The organism is Microbacterium sp. zg-Y625 (assembly GCF_030246925.1).
In the GTDB taxonomy this organism is placed as follows: domain Bacteria; phylum Actinomycetota; class Actinomycetes; order Actinomycetales; family Microbacteriaceae; genus Microbacterium; species Microbacterium jiangjiandongii.
The window spans coordinates 38512-55174 of the sequence record NZ_CP126740.1 but is presented as its reverse complement, the minus strand read 5'-3'; the positions used below and the strand labels follow the sequence as shown (position 1 = coordinate 55174).

Here is a 16663-nt window from a genome sequence, read left to right as displayed (position 1 = left end):
AGTGGACGAAGAAAACCGGGGCACGACAGCGCCGCGACCAGGCGGCGGGCACGACCGAGGTCAGCGCAACGGCACGATGCACGTCGGCGACGGCGCCGAGGTGCGCACCCGCGGGCGGCCGGGGAGTCCCGTGCGGATGTCGAGCGTGAGTGCGGCGACGTCGCCCGAGCGCTGGCCGGCCACGAGCAGCGTATCCAGCACGACCATGTGGTGGCGGGGCCACGCCACTCCGGCCTCGGCGAGCGCCACCGGCTCGACCTGCGAGCCGTCTCCGCGCACGCGCAGCACGGCCAGGGTGTCGCTGCCGCGCACCCCGACGTATACGAACTGCGCGTCCCGCGAGAGGCAGACCTCGGCCGCAGTGTCGTCCGCCAGCGTGCCGGCGGCCAGCGGGGTGCCGGACACCAGGCGCCACGCGCCGGCGGCATCCGGGGCCAGCACGAACAACTCGCGCGACAGCTCGGTCACCACATAGAGGTGCCCGCTCGGATGCCAGACCATGTGACGCGGCCCGCTGCCGCGCGGCAGCACCACGTCGGGGAGCGCCCGCATGCCACCGCCGCCATCGCCGCCCCGCCAGAACCGCACCAGGTCGAACCCCATGTCGGCTGTCGCGAGCACGCCGCCGGGCAGGAACACGGTCTGGTGTGCGTGCGACGACCGTGCGGCGGGTGCCCCGGCGTCGGCATCCGGCCCGGCCCCGGCCGCAACCACCGGCGGCTCAGGCATGGCGTACTCCGGAACCAGGTGGGCGAACTCGTCGCCGGCGACCTGGCGCAGCGCCTCCGCGGCGGCGGTCAGGTCGAGCACCTGCGAACCCTGCTGTTCCTCGCGGGCATCATCCCCGTAGCGCTGCCCGGCCACCGCGAACGCCACGGCGTCGGAGAGGTCAGCGGCGTCGGCGGCGGCACCCGCGGCACCCGCGGATCCCTCGCGTGCATACGGATCCCGGGCGGCACCTGCGGCCGCGGTCGGCCCGGGGCGTCCCTCGGCATCCACCCGCACCCGCACCACCCGCCCGTCGCCCCAGCAGCTCGCGATGAGCGACGCGCCGTCGGGGGCCACCGCGATGTGACACGGTGCCTCGCCGACCTCGGCCGGCCCGCCGAGCCGCGTCAGCCCCATCGCACCAGACCGGCGGAACGCCTGCACGGTGCCCGCACCCTCCATCGCCGCGTAGACGACGGGCAGCGACGGATGCCACGCCAACCACGACGGCGAGCCGCCGGTGACCACGGCCTCGCCCTCGAAGGCGAGCGGACCGCCGGCGGAGGCGGCATCCGCCTCACCGGCGCGCAGCACGCCGATGCCGCGTGCGGCGCCCTGCATGTCGGCGGTGTACCCGCCGAGCAGCAGGCGCATCAGTCCACGAGGTCGTGGCGCACGATCACGGCGTCGCGGGACGGGCCCACGCCGATGACCGAGATGCGCGTGCCGCTCATGGCTTCGAGAGCGAGCACGTAGTCCTGGGCAGCCGTGGGCAGGTCTTCGAAGGTGCGAGCGCCCGAGATGTCGTCGCTCCAGCCGGGGAAGTACTCCAGGATCGGGGTCGCGTGGTGGAAGTCGGTCTGGTTGACCGGCACCTCTTCGAAGCGGGTGCCGTCGACGTCGTACGCGACGCACACCGGGATGCGGTCGAGGCCTGTGAGGATGTCGAGCTTCGTCAGCACCAGGTCGGTGATGCCGTTGATGCGCGTGGCGTACCGGGTGATGGGTGCGTCGTACCAGCCGACCCGGCGCGGACGCCCGGTCGTGGTGCCGAACTCGAATCCGCGCGAGCGCAGCCACTCGCCCTGCTCGTCGAAGAGCTCGGTCGGGAAGGGACCGGACCCGACGCGCGTGGTGTACGCCTTCACGATGCCGACGATGCGGTCGAGGCGGTTCGGTCCGACGCCCGAGCCGGTGGCGGCGCCGCCCGCGGTCGCGGACGACGACGTGACGAACGGATATGTGCCGTGGTCGACGTCGAGCATGGTGGCCTGGCCACCCTCGAACACGACGACCTCACCGGCATCCAGCGCATCGTTGAGCAGCAGGCCGGTGTCGCAGACCATGGGCCGCAGCCGCTCGGCGTACGACAGCAGGTCGTCCACGACCTCGTCGACGCTGATCGCTCGGCGGTTGAACACCTTGACCAAGAGGTGGTTCTTCTGATCGAGGGCGCCCTCGACCTTCTGACGCAGGATGTTCTCGTCGAAGAGGTCCTGCAGGCGGATGCCGACGCGGTTGATCTTGTCGGCGTACGCGGGGCCGATGCCCCGACCGGTGGTGCCGATCTGACGCTTGCCCAGGAAGCGCTCGGTGACCTTGTCGAGCGTGCGGTGGTACTGCGTGATGATGTGCGCGTTGGCGCTCACCCGCAGCCGGGAGGTGTCGAGCCCACGCGCGTTCAGCGCCTCGAGCTCGGCGAACAGCACCTCGAGGTCGACGACGACCCCGTTGCCGATCACGGCGTTCACGCCCGGGGAGAGGATGCCGGAGGGCAGCAGATGCAGCGCATACTTCTCGTCGCCGATGACGACGGTGTGGCCGGCGTTGTTGCCGCCGTTGAACTTGACGACCCAGTCGGTGCGGTCCCCGAGGAGGTCGGTGGCCTTGCCCTTGCCCTCGTCTCCCCACTGGACGCCGACGATCACGATGCCTGGCATGGCTGCTCCCCCGTTAACGGACGGTGAGACCCCATCCTATCCGGCAGGGCCGTCGGCCCCCGAGCGGGAGAGGTGCCCCGGGGGACGACACGGGGCGTAACGCGATTACCGAACCCCCGGCGCTGCAGGTTGGATCGATCCCGCCCCCGTGCCGCCGATCGGCGTGGCGCGGAGCTCTGGAAAGGCCGGAACAGTCCCCATGATCGCGCTCGAACACGTCACGAAACGCTACGGCGACCTCGCCGCCGTCGACGACGTCTCCCTCACGATCCCCACCGGCGAGGTCTACGGCATCGTCGGGCAGAGCGGGGCGGGCAAGAGCACGCTCGCGCGCATCGTGAACCTGCTCGAGCGGCCCGACGAGGGCCGGGTCATGGTCGACGGCACCGACCTCACGGCGCTGCGGGAACCCGACCTGCGCGCCGCCCGCCGCCGCATCGGCATGGTCTTCCAGCGCTTCAACCTGCTCGGCAGCCGCACGGTGCGCGGCAACGTCGAACTGGCCCTCGAACTCGACGGAACGCCGCGCGCCCAGCGACGCGTGCGTGCGCAGGAGATGCTCGACCTCGTCGGCCTCGGTCACCGCGGCGACGCGGCGGTGCACGAGCTGTCCGGCGGTCAGCAGCAGCGCGTCGGCATCGCCCGGGCCCTCGCCGCCCGCCCCAGCGTGCTGCTGTCGGACGAGGCCACGAGCGCCCTCGACCCCGAGACGACCGCGTCGATCCTCGACCTCTACCGCCGCATCAACGCCGAACTCGGCCTCACGGTGCTGCTCATCACGCACGAGATGGACGTGGTCAAGGCCGCCTGCCACTCCGCCGCCCTCGTGGAGGCGGGCCGCGTCGTCGAGAGCGGCCGGCTGGTCGATCTCATCCGCACCCCGGGCTCGCGCTTGACCGCGCAGCTGTTCCCGCTCGGCGGCGTGCCGCAGAACGTTGCCCCGGATGCCACCGTCATCGACATCACCTTCGCCGGTGGCACCGCCGACCGCCCGGTCATCGCCCGCCTCGCCCGCGAGCACGATGTGGACGTGTCGATCCTCGGCGCGCTGATCGAGCAGATCGGCGGCACGCAGGCCGGGCGCACCCGGCTCGAGATCCCCGCGCCCGCCGCGGCATCCGTCATCGCGGACCTGCGCGGACAGGGCCTTCTCGTCGAGGTGCTTCAGGAGGGTGTGCTCGTATGAACGATCAGTTTGTGCAGGTGCTGCTGGTCGCGACCGGCCAGACGCTGTACATGGTGGGCGTGGCCCTGGCCGTCACGGTGATCGTGGGCCTGCCGCTGGGTGTCGTGCTCGTCGGCACCGAGCAGGGCCGGTTTCTCGACCGGCTGTTCGGCTCGCGCACGGCGGCGATCGTCGTCAATCGGGTGCTGGATTTCGTCGTCAACCTCGGCCGCTCGGTGCCCTTCATCATCCTGATGGTCGCGCTCATCCCGTTCACGCGCCTGATCGTCGGCACCTTCATCGGCCCCACCGCGGCGATCGTGCCGCTGTCGATGGTCGCGATCCCGTTCTTCGCCCGCATGGTCGAGATCGCGATCAAAGAGGTCGACCCCGGCATGCTCGAAGTCGCCTCGTCGCTCGGCGCGAGCCGCTGGGAGCTGGTGACCAAGGTGCTGCTCCCCGAAGCAGCCGCGCCCATGCTGCTGGGGCTGTCGACCACGGTCACCTCGATCATCAACTTCTCCGCGATGGTCGGCACCGTGGCCGGCGGCGGGCTCGGCGACGTCGCCATCCGCTACGGCTACCAGCAGTACAGCTGGATCCACATCATCGCCGTGATCGTCATCATCTTCGCGATCGTGATGGCGCTGCAGTCCCTGGCCGCCTGGGGTGCCCGGCGACTGGCGCGCAGAAGTCCCACCCGGCAGCGGCGCTCCCGCGTGCGAGCCGCCCACCCCGCCTGACCCGATCGACCAACCCGACCCGCTCCGCCCGAGAGGACCCCCTATGCTCCGCAAGAACCGTCTCCCCCTGCTGGCCGCCGTCGCGGCCGCCGCCCTGGCCCTGACCGCCTGCGGCGGAGGATCCGACGCCGACACCGACGCCGCGGCATCCGACGGTCTCGGCACGCTCAAGGTCGGCGCCCTGCAGACCCCCGCCGGCGACATCCTGCAGCACATCGCCGAGAACGGCGCCGCCGACCTCGGTCTCACGATCGAGTTCGTCCCCTTCACCGACTACAACACGCCCAACACGGCGCTGGTCGACGGCTCGATCGACGCCAATCTGTTCCAGAACTCCACGTTCCTCGAGACGTTCAACGAGGCCACCGGCGGAGACCTCGTGAGCGTGGGCGAGGCGTACCTCCCGAGCGCCGCGTTCTACTCCGACAAGGTCGACAGCCTCGACGAGCTGGAGGACGGCGCGACGATCGCGATCCCGAACGACCCCACCAACGAGGGCCGTGCACTGCAGCTGCTCGCCGACGAGGGCCTCATCGAGGTCGAGGACGGCGTGGTCGACCTCACCGGGATCACGGCGAACCCCCGCGGGTTCGAGTTCACCGAGATCGAGAACGCGACCCTTCCGCAGGCGCTCCCCGACGTGGATGCCGCGTTCGTCACCATCTCGTTCGCCCTGCCCGCCGGCCTGAGCGGCGACCAGGCGATCCTGCTCGAGGGCGAGTCCAGCCCGTACTACAACGTGCTCGCCACCCGCCCGGAGCTCGTCGACGACCCCCGCATCGAGGCGCTCTACGAACTGCTGACGTCGCAGGAGGTCGCGGACTTCGAGAACGAGACCTGGGGCGGCCTGGTCGTCCCCGTCGTGGGCTGACACCCGCACCACCGAAGGCCCCGCTCCGCGCCGAGTGGGGCCTTCGCACGTGGAAGGGGGCGGCCCACCGCCGTACGCTGAAGCCATGCGCTCCCGTCTTCTCGCCCTTCCGCTGCTCGCCGCGTCGCTTCTCGTCCTCGCCGGATGCGCCGGCACCGGCACCGGCGGCGAGACCCCGGATGCCACCCCCGAAGCGAGCGCCACACAGACCGGCGACTGCACCTACCGCACCGGCGGCAGCGCCGCGGTCGAGGTCGACAACCCGCCCGCCACCCCGGAGGTGACCGGAGAGGTGTCGGCGACGCTCGAGACCTCGGCCGGCCCCATCGCCCTGACCCTCGACGCCGAGCGCACCCCGTGCACCGTCGGCAGCTTCGTGTCGCTTTCCGAGCAGGGCTACTACAGCGACACGATCTGCCACCGCCTCACGACCTCGGGGATCTTCGTGCTGCAGTGCGGCGATCCGACCGGCACGGGCCGCGGCGGTCCCGGCTACAGCTACGCCGACGAACTCGACGGCACCGAGACCTACCCGGCCGGCACCGTCGCGATGGCCAACGCCGGCCCCGACACCAACGGCTCGCAGTTCTTCCTCGTCTACGAGGACAGCGAGCTGCCGCCGTCGTACACGGTGTTCGGGCAGATGGATGCCGCCGGCCTCGAGGTCGTCCAGAAGATCGCCGCCGCCGGTGCCGAGGGCGGGGCCCCCGACGGACCGCCGGCCACGCCGGTGACCATCACCGACGTCGTCATCGGCTGAGCGTCCCGTCGCTCGGGCGGCATCCCCGCCTTCACTAGACTGGGACCCATGTCGAAGGTCCTTCAGTCCCTGCCCGTCGGCGAGCGCGTCGGCATCGCCTTCTCCGGAGGACTCGACACGTCTGTCGCCGTCGCCTGGATGCGTGACAAGGGCGCCGTCCCCTGCACCTACACCGGCGACCTCGGCCAGCCCGATGAGACCGACATCGCCGCCATCCCGGGCCGCGCGCTCGAGTACGGCGCCGAGGTCGCGCGCCTGGTCGACTGCAAGACGGCGCTCGTCGAAGAGGGCTTCGTCGCCCTCGCCTGCGGCGCGTTCCACATCCGCAGCGGCGGCCGCACGTACTTCAACACCACGCCGCTCGGCCGCGCCGTCACCGGCACGCTGCTCGTGCGCGCCATGAAGGAAGACGGCGTCGACATCTGGGGCGACGGCTCCACCTACAAGGGCAACGACATCGAGCGGTTCTACCGCTACGGGCTGCTCGCCAACCCCGCCCTGCGCATCTACAAGCCCTGGCTCGACGCCGACTTCGTCACCGAGCTCGGCGGCCGCACCGAGATGAGCGAGTGGCTCGTCGCCCACGGCTTCCCCTACCGCGACTCGGCGGAGAAGGCCTACTCGACGGATGCCAACATCTGGGGCGCCACCCACGAGGCGAAGACCCTCGAGCACCTCAACGTGTCGCTCGAGACGGTCGAGCCCATCATGGGCGTGCGCTTCTGGGACCCCGAGGTGCAGATCGACACCGAAGACGTCACCGTCACCTTCGAGGCCGGCCGGCCCGTCGCCCTCAACGGCGTCGAGTACACCGATCCGGTGGAGCTGGTGTTCGAGGCCAACCGCATCGGCGGCCGCCACGGCCTCGGCATGAGCGACCAGATCGAGAACCGCATCATCGAGGCGAAGTCGCGCGGCATCTACGAGGCCCCCGGCATGGCGCTGCTGTTCACCGCGTACGAGCGGCTCGTGAACGCCATCCTCAACGAGGACACCCTCGCCACGTACCACGAGCAGGGCCGCCGGCTCGGCCGTCTGATGTACGAGGGCCGCTGGCTGGAGCCGCAGTCGCTCATGCTGCGCGAGTCGATCCAGCGGTGGGTGGGCTCCGCCATCAGCGGCTCGGTCACCCTGCGCCTGCGCCGCGGCGAGGACTACACCGTGCTCGACACGACCGGCCCCGCCCTGTCGTACCACCCCGAGAAGCTGTCGATGGAGCGCGTCGGCGACGCCGCGTTCGGCCCCACCGACCGCATCGGCCAGCTCACGATGCGCAACCTCGACATCGCCGACTCGCGTTCGCGGCTCGAGCAGTACGCCGGCATGGGCCTCATCGGCGGCGCCACCGGCGAACTGGTCGGAAAGCTCGAGCGGGGCGGCGCGGACGAGATCACCGAGCACGCCGATCGCTACTCGGCCGAGCGCGAAGGCCTGGCCGAGGCCGTCGACGAGGCCTCGGAGTCGGCTTCCTTCGACTTCGGCGCCGACTGAGCGCCCCCCGCTCCCCCCGCGGGAGACCCGGGAACGGGATGCCCCGCGAGTAGGGATAGCATTCTGAAGCGCCGTGCTCGAAGGGGATCCGCGGCGGGACTGGGGATGCTCGATGACGACACGCGGTGCCACGACGACCGACGACGACCCGTACGGGCTGCGCGCGGCCGAGGCCGAGGCCGACGCCTCGAGCGGGCGGCAACGCCGTTCGGTGAGACGAACCGTCGGGGTGTGGGTGTTCGCAGCGGTCGCCGCGATCGTGGTGATCGCCCTCATCGCCGCAGGCACCGTGGTCTGGACGATCCAGCGCTCGTTCCCCCAGCTGGAGGGGACCGTCGCCGTCGCGGGTCTCGACGGTGAGGTGCAGGTGCTGCGCGACGAGCTCGGGATTCCGACGATCGTCGCCGATGCACCGGGCGACCTCTTCTTCGCACAGGGCTACGTCCACGCGCAGGACCGCTTCTGGGAGATGGACTTCCGCCGCCACCTGACCGCCGGGCGCCTGTCGGAGCTGTTCGGCGAGAGCCAGCTGCAGACCGACCTGTTCCTGCGCACCCTCGGCTGGCACGAGATCGCCGAGCAGGAGCTGGCCGACCTCGACGACGCGACGCGCGACTACTACGAGGCCTACGCCGACGGCGTGAACGCCTACCTCGACGACCACGACGGCGCCGCGGCATCGTTCGAGTACGCCGTGCTGGGGCTGCAGAACGCCGACTACCGCATCGAACCGTGGACGGCAGTGGACTCCATCGCGTGGCTGAAGGCGATGGCCTGGGACCTGCGCAGCAACATCGAGGTCGAGACCGACCGCGCGCTCATGGCCCGGGACCACTCCGCCGACGAGGTGTCGGCGCTGTTCCCGGCGTACCCGTTCGAGCGCAACCCGGTGATCGTCCCGACGATCACGCCCAACGCGCCCGCTGCGACGACGGATGCGGCGACGGATGCCACGGTGGAGGCCGAAGCGGAGGCCGCGACGGCGTCGATCGACTGGGTCGAGGTCGACGGGGTGATCGAGGCGGCGGCGCTGCTGCTCGGCGACGCCGGCGAAGGCATCGGCTCCAACTCGTGGGTGGTCTCGGGCGAGCTGACCGAATCGGGCATGCCGCTGCTGGCGAACGACCCGCACCTGGGCGCCTCGCTGCCGAGCGTGTGGCACCAGAGCCACCTGCGCTGCCGCACCGTGTCGGCGCAGTGCCCCTTCGACGTCACCGGATTCGGGTTCTCAGGCGTCCCCGGCGTCATCATCGGGCACAACCGCGACATCGCGTGGGGCTTCACCAACCTCACCAGCGACGTCACCGACCTGTATGTGGAGCGGGTCGAGGGTGACCAGTACTGGCGGGACGGCGTGCTCGTGCCGCTGGAGACGCGCACCGAGACCGTCGAGGTGGCGGGGGGCGAGCCGGTGACCCTCGAGATCCGATCCACCGTCCACGGGCCGATCGTCTCGGGACTGACCGGGGAGTTCACGGCCATCGCCGACGACCCGGCGACCGAGGCCGGTGCGGTGGACGCGCCCACCGGCGAGGCCGAGTACGCGGTCAGCCTGCGGTGGACGGCGCTGGATGCGGGGTCGACCGCGGCATCCATCTTCGCCCTGGACCGCGCGACCGACTTCGCCGAGTTCCGGCAGGCGGCGGCGCTGTTCGACGTGCCCGCGCAGAACCTCGTCTACGCCGACCGGGAGGGCAACATCGGTTACCAGACTCCCGGGCGCCTCCCCATCCGCGGTGCCGGTGACGGGTCACTCCCCCAGCCCGGGTGGGACTCGGCCTACGACTGGCAGGGGATGATCCCGTTCGAAGAGCTCCCCGTGGTCTTCAACCCCGACGAGGGCTTCATCGTCACGGCCAACAACGCCGTCGTCGACGAGGAGTACCCCTACTTCCTCACCGGCGACTGGGACTACGGGTGGCGAGCGGACCGCATCACCGAGCTCATCGAGCAGAAGTCCGCCGCGGGAGCGCTGACCACGGACGACATGCGTGACATCCAGGCCGACGCCCAGTTCTGGATGGGCAAGCGCCTCGCCGCCGCCTATGCCGACGTGCAGACCGGGGATGAGCAGACGGATGCCGCGCTGGCGCTGCTGCAGGACTGGGACGCGCAGAACACCGCCGACTCCCCCGCCGCGGCATACGCCAACGTGCTCTGGGACGAACTGGTCGCGAACATCTTCGTGAAGGAGCGCGATGCCCAGGTGCCGGCGGGCAGCCAATCGCGGATGTTCCTCGTCGTGGACCGCCTGCTCGAGGATCCGTCCGACGCCTGGTGGACCAACCCGGGCCTCGGTGTCGACGGCCAGCGCGACATGCTGGAGCGCACCGCCCACGACGCCGTGGAACGCCTCTCGGAGCTGCAGGGCGGTGACCCCGCCCGCTGGGAGTGGGGCGAGCTGCACGCGCTCAGGCTGACCAACGAGACCTTCGGGTCTTCGGGCATCGCGCCGATCGAGTGGCTGTTCAACCGGGGCCCCTACCCGGTCGGCGGCGGAGCGTCGGTGGTGGATGCCAGCGGGTGGGTGCTCGGCAGCGGGAGCTTCGAGACCGTGACGGTGCCGTCGATGCGCATGGTCGTGGACCTTTCGGACCTGGACGCGTCGCGGTGGAACCATCTCACCGGCACGAGCGGGCACACCTTCCATCCGAACTACACCGACCAGACCGAGACGTGGCAGCGGGCCGAGATGACCCCGTGGCGCTTCAGCGACGACGCGGTGCGCGACGCGGCGACGCATGAGCTGGTGCTCGTCCCGGCGGGCTGAGCAGGTGCGGGCGGCGGGCGCAACCCCCCGGCATCCGTCGTGTGCTCTCGCCTACGATCGGGACACCGACGACGGCAGAACCGATGGGGGGAGCCCCGCATGGCATCCGGAATCGCACGCGTGATGCGCTGCACGCCCGACGACGTCTTCGCGACGCTCTCGGACGGGTGGCTCTACCCGGTCTGGGTGGTGGGAGCCGCGCGCATGCGGGCGGTGTCCTCCGAGTGGCCCCGGCAGGGCTCGAAGCTCCACCATTCGTTCGGGGTGTGGCCGGTGCTGATCGACGACGAGACGGAGGTCGTGGATTGGTCGCCGCCGCAGCGCGTGCGCCTGCGGGCGAAGGGCGGCCCCATCGGGCGCGCCGTCGTCGCGATCGAGGTGCGCCCCCACGATGAGGGGTGCGTCGTGCGCATCGGCGAGGAGCCCGTCGCGGGCCCGACGCTGGCGCTGCCGCGTGCCCTGTGGGCGCCGATGATGCGACTGCGCAACCGCGAGACGCTGCGCCGGCTCGCCTTCCTCGCGGAGGGACGGCGCCGCGAGCGCGATGAGGGCGCACAGACGCTGCGCCCCGACGCCCCGGAGGCCTCCGACGCTCCCGCCGGGCAGGAGGCGCACGCCGACGTCGCCGCGGCCGACGAAGCCGAGAAGGGTGCGCACGAGCCCGCAACGGTGGACGCGCCGGACGCAGACGCGGCCGGCGCGGCCGCGGGCGATGACCGCGCGGACGACGCGGCGGACGCGCAGACCCCCGCGTCGACCGAGACGAGCGCGGATCGCGCCGGATGAGCGGGCTCGACGCCATCGTCGTCGGCGCCGGCCCCAACGGGCTGGCCGCGGCGGTCACGCTGGCTCGGGCGGGACTGGCGGTGCGCGTCTACGAGCGGGCATCGCAGGCCGGGGGCGGGGCGCGCACGCAGGAGCTCACCCAGCCCGGGTTCTGGCACGACGGGTGCTCGGCCGTGCACCCGCTCGCGCTGGCATCGCCGTTCTTCCGCGCGTTCGAACTCAGCCGGCGCATCGAGCTGCTGACGCCGGAGGTGTCGTTCGCCCATCCGCTGCCCGGTCGCGCCGGCGTCGCCTACCGCGACATCGACCGGACCGCCGCCGAGCTCGGTCGCGACGGCCGGGCGTACCGGCGCCTGTTCGCACCGCTCGCCGCCCGGTCGCTCGAGATCGCGCAGTTCACGGGGTCGAATCTGGTCGGCATCCCGCGGCATCCGCTGGCGGCCGCCCTCTTCGCCCTCCGCACCGCCGAGCAGGGGACGCCGCTGTGGAACGCCCGGTTCTCGGATGAGACGGCGCCGGCGATGATCACCGGGGTGTCGGCGCACGCCATCGTGCACCAGCCCTCCCTCGTGGGCGCGGGGGCCGGTCTGGCGCTGCAGGCCCACGCGCACGCGGGCGGGTGGCCGATCCCGCGCGGCGGCAGCCAGGCCATCGTCGACGCGATGATCGCCGACATCGTCGCCCACGGCGGCGAAGTGATCACCGACCATGAGGTGACGTCGCTGCGGCAGCTTCCCGCCGCCCGCGCGACGGTGATGGACGTGACGCCGCGGGCCCTGCTGCGCTGGGCCGGGGACGACCTGCCGCCGCGCTACCGACGCGCGCTGCAGGCGTTCCGCTACGGCAACGCCGCGGCGAAGGTGGACTTCGCGCTGTCGGGCCCGGTCCCCTGGTCGGATCCCCGCGTGGCGCAGGCCGGGACGGTGCACCTGGGCGGCACGCGGCGCGACATCGCGCGCGCCGAGAACGAGGTCGCCCACGGTCGCCACGCCACCGAGCCCTACGTGCTGGTGTCGCAGCCGTCGGTCCTCGACGACACGCGTGCGCCGGGCGACGCGCAGACGCTCTGGACGTACACGCACGTGCCGGCCGGCTCGACCGTGGATCAGCGCGAGGCGATCGTGCGGACGATCGAGCGCGCCGCTCCCGGGTTCCGGGACCTCATCATCGACAGCCGCAGCGTCACCGCGGCGCAGCTGCCCGACGAGAATCCGAACTACGTCGACGGCGACATCAGCGCGGGGGCCGCGACCCTGCGCCAGCTGGTGCGTCGCCCGGTGGTCTCGACCGATCCGTGGCGCACGCCCCTGCCCGGGGTGTATCTGTGCGGGGCGTCGACCTCCCCGGGACCGGGAGTCCACGGTCTGTCGGGGTGGTACGCCGCACGCTCCGCCCTGCGCGCGACCTTCGGCATCCGCAAGCCCCCTTCCCTCGCTCGCGAGTGAGTATTCCCGTCGCCGAGTGAGTATTCCCGTCGCCGAGTGAGTATTCCCGTCGCCGAGTGAGTATTCGCGCCGCCGGGTCGGAGCCGTCAGCGGGGCGCGTCAGCGCACGACCGCGCGGGCCCGGCGGCCGACTTTCCCGGCGACGTCGCGCGCGCGCGCGAGGGGCACGCGTCGCACCGCCCGGGCGGCGAGATCCCGCAGCCGCCCACCGGGCCACACCCGGTAGAACTCGACCGAACCGTCCTCGGCGGCGCGCAGCCCGCACGCCCGACCCGCCAGGAGCGGCGAGCGCTCCGCCTCGGCGAGGACCGTCGGCTCAGCGCGCAGCGGCGTCTCGAAGGTCCATCCCGCGTGGCGCACGCGAGCGACGAGGGTGCCCCCCAGCGACGCATCGTCGCGGCCGAACACGCGCAGCGGATCGAGTCGCACCCGAGCCCGCCCGGCCTTCAGGCGCCCCCGCCCCGGGATCCGCCGCTCGACGCGATGAGGCCCTTCGAGCAAGGTCAGCTCCACCCGGTCGAGACGAAGATCGCGCGTCGCATCGCGCGCGTGCGCGGAGAGGAAGTCCGAACCGAGCTCTTCCGGCGGCTTCCAGAGGGTGGCGGTCTTGGCGCTCGACGCCGCGGCGTCTGCGCCGGAGGTTTCCCTCGCACCGGCATCCGCCCCCGCCACCGCACCACCGGCATCCGCTCCCGCCACCTCCGCCCCCACCACAACCCGCTCGAAGACGAGACCGCCCTCACCGTCCTCGCCCTCCCGCCCTTCCCGCAGGAACCGCACCCGCACGGTCAGCGCGAGGCGCCCGCCGCGCGACCAGCGGGCGGATGCCACCTCGGCACGGCACACGATGCCCGCCTCGAACTCCGCGAACCGCGACAGGTCCTCACGTCGGCCGGCGCGCAGCAGCGCCGAGCGCACCCGCAACGGGAACGAGAGCCCGTCCGCCACACCGGGCCCGAAGCGCTGCTGGGCGATGGGGGTCACGACGTCGAGGAAGCGCTTGCGATACTCCGCGGGGTACCGCACCACCCGCTTGCCCTCGAGCCGCGCGAGGATCTTGCCCCGGTACCAGTGCCGCAGCAGCGTGTCGCGCAACGGCCCCGGCTCGGTGTGCTCGTCGACGAGGTCCAGCACCCGTTCCAGGTGCGGGAAGTACGTCTCCGGATCGATGCGCGCGGCGCTGGCGCTGCCGGGGTGCTTGACCCACGCGTAGCAAGGGCGGCTCGCGAGGATGGAGATCGTGTCGGCGGCGAAGTACGCCTGCATCACGAAGAGGTGGTCCTCCAGCCGCACCCGACCCTCGGGAAAGCGGATGCCGTTCTGCCGCAGGAACGACGTGCGGAACATCTTGTGCGGGGTCAGCATCTCCAGCAGGGGGTCGACGCCCAGCTGTGCGTGCGGGATGTCGCGGCGGAAGATCCCGGCCGGGATGCGACGGCCGATGCCGACCTCCTTGCCGACGATGACGTCCGACCCGTGGCGATCGGCGTAGTCGCAGAGATCCTTGAGCGCGCCGTCGAACAGCCAGTCGTCCTGGTCGACGAAGAAGACGTATTCGCCGCGGGCCGCATCGATCCCGTGATTGCGGGGTGTTCCCGGCCATCCGCTGTGCGGCAGCGTCAGCACGCGGACGTTCGGCCGCCGGCGCGCGACCTCGGCCAGGCGACTGTCCGTGGGCTCGCCCGAGCCGTCGTCGCACAGCAGCACCTCGAACTGGCGTGCGCTCAGGGTCTGCCGGTCCAGCGACGCGATGAGCTCATCGAACCCTGCGCCCGGGGTGAAGACGGGGACGACCACACTCACGCGCACCGGGGCGGTGGATGCCGCTGCCGTCATGCCGCGGCATCCGTCGCGCGGAGCCCGGGGGCACGGTCCGCACGGGCGTCATGCGCGGGGGCGTCATACGCGGGGGGAAGGGAATCGGCGTACCGTGCGGGGGCGTGCCCCGCGCGCAGGAGATCTCTTCTCATACCTCCACTCAACAGGGTGGGCGGCGAGGTCTGAAGGGGTTGCGTTCAGCCCTTCGACGTGTTGCGGCCTGCGGCCAGCGCTTCCCGCGCGACGGCTCCTAGAATCGAACCCCGCCCGGGAGGAAACCGCGATGCCCCTTGACCCGTTCTTCTCCGAGCGCCTTCGGGTGCACCGCCGATACCTGATCCAGCGCAACGTGGACGCGTTCCGCGCCCGGGTAGCCGGGTGGCTGGGGGTCTTCGGCGGCGCGGGAGCCGCCGAAGCCACCGGCACCGCGGTGCAGGCGTCGGGCAAGGCGACGGGCGCGCGCGGGGAGGCAGGCGACGGCGTCGGTGGTCGCAGCCCGGGCGCCGCGCCCGCGGCATCCGCTCAGGTTCGCCGCGCACCACAACAGGACCGCGCGCGGGCACGGGCGCGGCACCGGCGCGCCGCCCTGGCCTGGGACCGCACCGAACTGGCGACGGTGGGCACCCCCGGGCCAGACCTGCGCATCGTCGATCACAAGGTGCCGGTGGCCGGCTACCCCGCGGTGCGCGTGCGGCTGTACTACCCGGACGGCGCCGATGCCGAAACACTCCCCGCATGGCTGACGTTCTTCGGCGGGGCGTTCCGGCAGGGGGGCATCGACTACCCGACGACGGATGCCGCGTGCCGCCGCCGCGCAGCGGAGGCCGGTGTCGTCATGGTCGCGGTGGACTACGCCCTCGCGCCCGAGCACCGCTTCCCGACGCAGGTCGAGCAGGCGCACGCGGCGCTGATGTGGCTGCACGAGAACGCCCCCTCGCTCGGCGTCGACCGGGAACGCCTCGGGATCGCCGGCACCTCGGCGGGGGGATGCATCGCGGCCGCGCTGACACTGGCGAACCGCGAGCGGTCGGCCCTGCCGATCCGGCTGCAGCTGCTGGAAGTGCCGGTGACCGATCTCACCGGCGCGCACATCGACCTGGCGGCGACGCGCGCGCTCGGCATCCCGAGTTTCCTCGCGATGCGAGAGCTCCGCTCCATCGCCGGTACCTACCTGCCCCGCAAGGCCGACGGGCGCAATGAGCTGGCCTCGCCGCTGCGTGCGGCGTCGCACGCGGGTCTGCCCGAGGCGGTGATCCTCACCGCGGAGTACGATCCACTGCGGCGGGACGGCGCCGAGTACGGGGCCCGACTGCGCGCCGCCGGTGTTGCGGCAACGGTGGTGAGGTATCAGGGCGTGTCGCACGACGCGGCGATCTACACCGGGGCGCTGTCGGCTGCGCGGGAGTGGCACCGCCAGGTCGTCGGTGTGCTGGCCCGCCTGCACGAGGCCTGACGCCGGACGCGCGAGTACTCACTCGGCGACGCGAGTACTCACTCGGCGACGCGAATACTCACTCGGCGACGCGAATACTCACTCGGCAACGGGGGGTCAGCCGCCGGCTGCGGGCGGGGTCTCGCGGGACCGGGCCAGTTCGTCGACGTACAGGGAACGCCCGTCGATCGTGCCGTTGCGGTAGGCGGCGCGGCCCACCATGTGCGCCGAGAGCGGCGCCGTGGCCAGCTGCACCATCACGGTCGCGACGAGGAACGCGACCACCGCCCACGACCGCGCCGAGAGGGCCACCGCGAGACAGATCAGGATGAGCCCCAGCACCTGCGGCTTCGTCGCGGCGTGCAGTCGGCTGGGCACGTCGTGGAAGCGCAGCAGCCCGATCGCGGCCGTGAGGCACAGCACGGCGCCCAGCAGGATGAGGACGAGGGAGAGGATGTCGAGCACGGCGTTCATCGCTCGGTGTTGTCCCTTCTCGCGACGAAACGCGCGATCGAGATCGAGCCGAACACGCCGACGGCGGCGATGATCAGCAGCACCGGCAGCGTACGGGTGTGGTGGTTGATCGCCATCTCGGCCCCCAGCAGGCACATCACCAGCGTGAGAAGCACGTCCGATGCCACGGCGCGGTCGAGGATCGAGGGACCCGTGATGATGCGCCAGACCGTCAGCAGCCCGGCCGCGGCGAAGATGACGTAGATCGCGATCAGCAGCAT

15 protein-coding genes are annotated in these 16663 nt (G+C 71.9%); 9 read left to right on the top strand and 6 right to left on the bottom strand.

The window, feature by feature from the left end; genetic code table 11:
• Positions 1-60 precede the first annotated feature (60 nt).
• Both QNO14_RS00265 and QNO14_RS00260 read right to left on the bottom strand, forming a co-directional pair.
• A complete protein-coding gene (locus QNO14_RS00265; RefSeq protein WP_257506992.1) occupies positions 61-1362 on the bottom strand; it encodes a lactonase family protein in 1302 nt (433 codons plus the stop codon).
• A complete protein-coding gene (locus QNO14_RS00260; RefSeq protein ID WP_257495257.1) occupies positions 1362-2648 on the bottom strand; it encodes an adenylosuccinate synthase in 1287 nt (428 codons plus the stop codon). The genes QNO14_RS00265 and QNO14_RS00260 overlap by 1 nt, the downstream gene beginning before the upstream one ends.
• 199 nt (positions 2649-2847) lie before the next feature.
• Between QNO14_RS00260 and QNO14_RS00255 the strand changes: the two genes are divergently transcribed.
• The 8 genes from QNO14_RS00255 to QNO14_RS00220 all read left to right on the top strand — a co-directional run bounded on the left by QNO14_RS00255 (position 2848) and on the right by QNO14_RS00220 (position 12679).
• Complete coding sequence (locus QNO14_RS00255) at positions 2848-3834, top strand: methionine ABC transporter ATP-binding protein (protein ID WP_257506993.1); 987 nt, start codon at positions 2848-2850, stop codon at positions 3832-3834.
• On the top strand, positions 3831-4556 hold the full coding sequence (locus tag QNO14_RS00250; RefSeq protein ID WP_257506994.1) for a methionine ABC transporter permease: 726 nt from the start codon (positions 3831-3833) through the stop codon (positions 4554-4556). The genes QNO14_RS00255 and QNO14_RS00250 overlap by 4 nt, the downstream gene beginning before the upstream one ends.
• A gap of 43 nt (positions 4557-4599) precedes the next feature.
• Positions 4600-5427, top strand: a complete 828-nt coding sequence (locus QNO14_RS00245; protein WP_257495254.1) for a MetQ/NlpA family ABC transporter substrate-binding protein — start codon at positions 4600-4602, stop codon at positions 5425-5427.
• An 85-nt stretch (positions 5428-5512) separates the two neighbouring features.
• On the top strand, positions 5513-6187 hold the full coding sequence (locus QNO14_RS00240; protein ID WP_257506995.1) for a peptidylprolyl isomerase: 675 nt from the start codon (positions 5513-5515) through the stop codon (positions 6185-6187).
• A gap of 48 nt (positions 6188-6235) precedes the next feature.
• Positions 6236-7678 (top strand): argininosuccinate synthase, encoded by a 1443-nt coding sequence (gene argG / locus QNO14_RS00235; RefSeq protein ID WP_257495252.1) that lies wholly within the window; start codon positions 6236-6238, stop codon positions 7676-7678.
• A 112-nt stretch (positions 7679-7790) separates the two neighbouring features.
• Positions 7791-10448 carry a penicillin acylase family protein gene (locus tag QNO14_RS00230; RefSeq protein ID WP_257506996.1) on the top strand — a complete coding sequence of 886 codons (2658 nt, stop codon included), beginning with the start codon at positions 7791-7793 and terminating at the stop codon, positions 10446-10448.
• Between the two features lie 99 nt (positions 10449-10547).
• On the top strand, positions 10548-11234 hold the full coding sequence (locus QNO14_RS15305; RefSeq protein WP_306815117.1) for an SRPBCC family protein: 687 nt from the start codon (positions 10548-10550) through the stop codon (positions 11232-11234).
• Positions 11231-12679 (top strand): phytoene desaturase family protein, encoded by a 1449-nt coding sequence (locus QNO14_RS00220; protein ID WP_257506997.1) that lies wholly within the window; start codon positions 11231-11233, stop codon positions 12677-12679. Before QNO14_RS15305 ends, QNO14_RS00220 begins: the two co-directional genes overlap by 4 nt.
• A gap of 99 nt (positions 12680-12778) precedes the next feature.
• Here the strand turns inward: QNO14_RS00220 and QNO14_RS00215 are convergent, their stop codons facing one another.
• Both QNO14_RS00215 and QNO14_RS00210 read right to left on the bottom strand, forming a co-directional pair.
• Positions 12779-14515: a glycosyltransferase family 2 protein gene (locus tag QNO14_RS00215; protein ID WP_257506998.1), complete on the bottom strand. Its 1737-nt coding sequence runs from the start codon at positions 14513-14515 to the stop codon at positions 12779-12781.
• Positions 14512-14649: a hypothetical protein gene (locus QNO14_RS00210; protein WP_257506999.1), complete on the bottom strand. Its 138-nt coding sequence runs from the start codon at positions 14647-14649 to the stop codon at positions 14512-14514. The genes QNO14_RS00215 and QNO14_RS00210 overlap by 4 nt, the downstream gene beginning before the upstream one ends.
• Positions 14650-14780: 131 nt before the next feature.
• On the opposite strand from QNO14_RS00210, the gene QNO14_RS00205 reads away from it, so the two are divergent.
• A complete protein-coding gene (locus tag QNO14_RS00205) occupies positions 14781-15950 on the top strand; it encodes an alpha/beta hydrolase (protein ID WP_257507000.1) in 1170 nt (389 codons plus the stop codon).
• Between the two features lie 96 nt (positions 15951-16046).
• On the opposite strand, the gene mnhG is transcribed toward QNO14_RS00205, so the two are convergent.
• Together mnhG and QNO14_RS00195 are read right to left on the bottom strand one after the other, a co-directional pair.
• The gene (mnhG, locus tag QNO14_RS00200; protein WP_257495247.1) at positions 16047-16403 is read right to left on the bottom strand and encodes a monovalent cation/H(+) antiporter subunit G; all 357 of its coding nucleotides are present in this window, start codon (positions 16401-16403) and stop codon (positions 16047-16049) included.
• Positions 16400-16663 carry an MrpF/PhaF family protein gene (locus QNO14_RS00195; protein ID WP_306815136.1) on the bottom strand — a complete coding sequence of 88 codons (264 nt, stop codon included), beginning with the start codon at positions 16661-16663 and terminating at the stop codon, positions 16400-16402. The genes mnhG and QNO14_RS00195 overlap by 4 nt, the downstream gene beginning before the upstream one ends.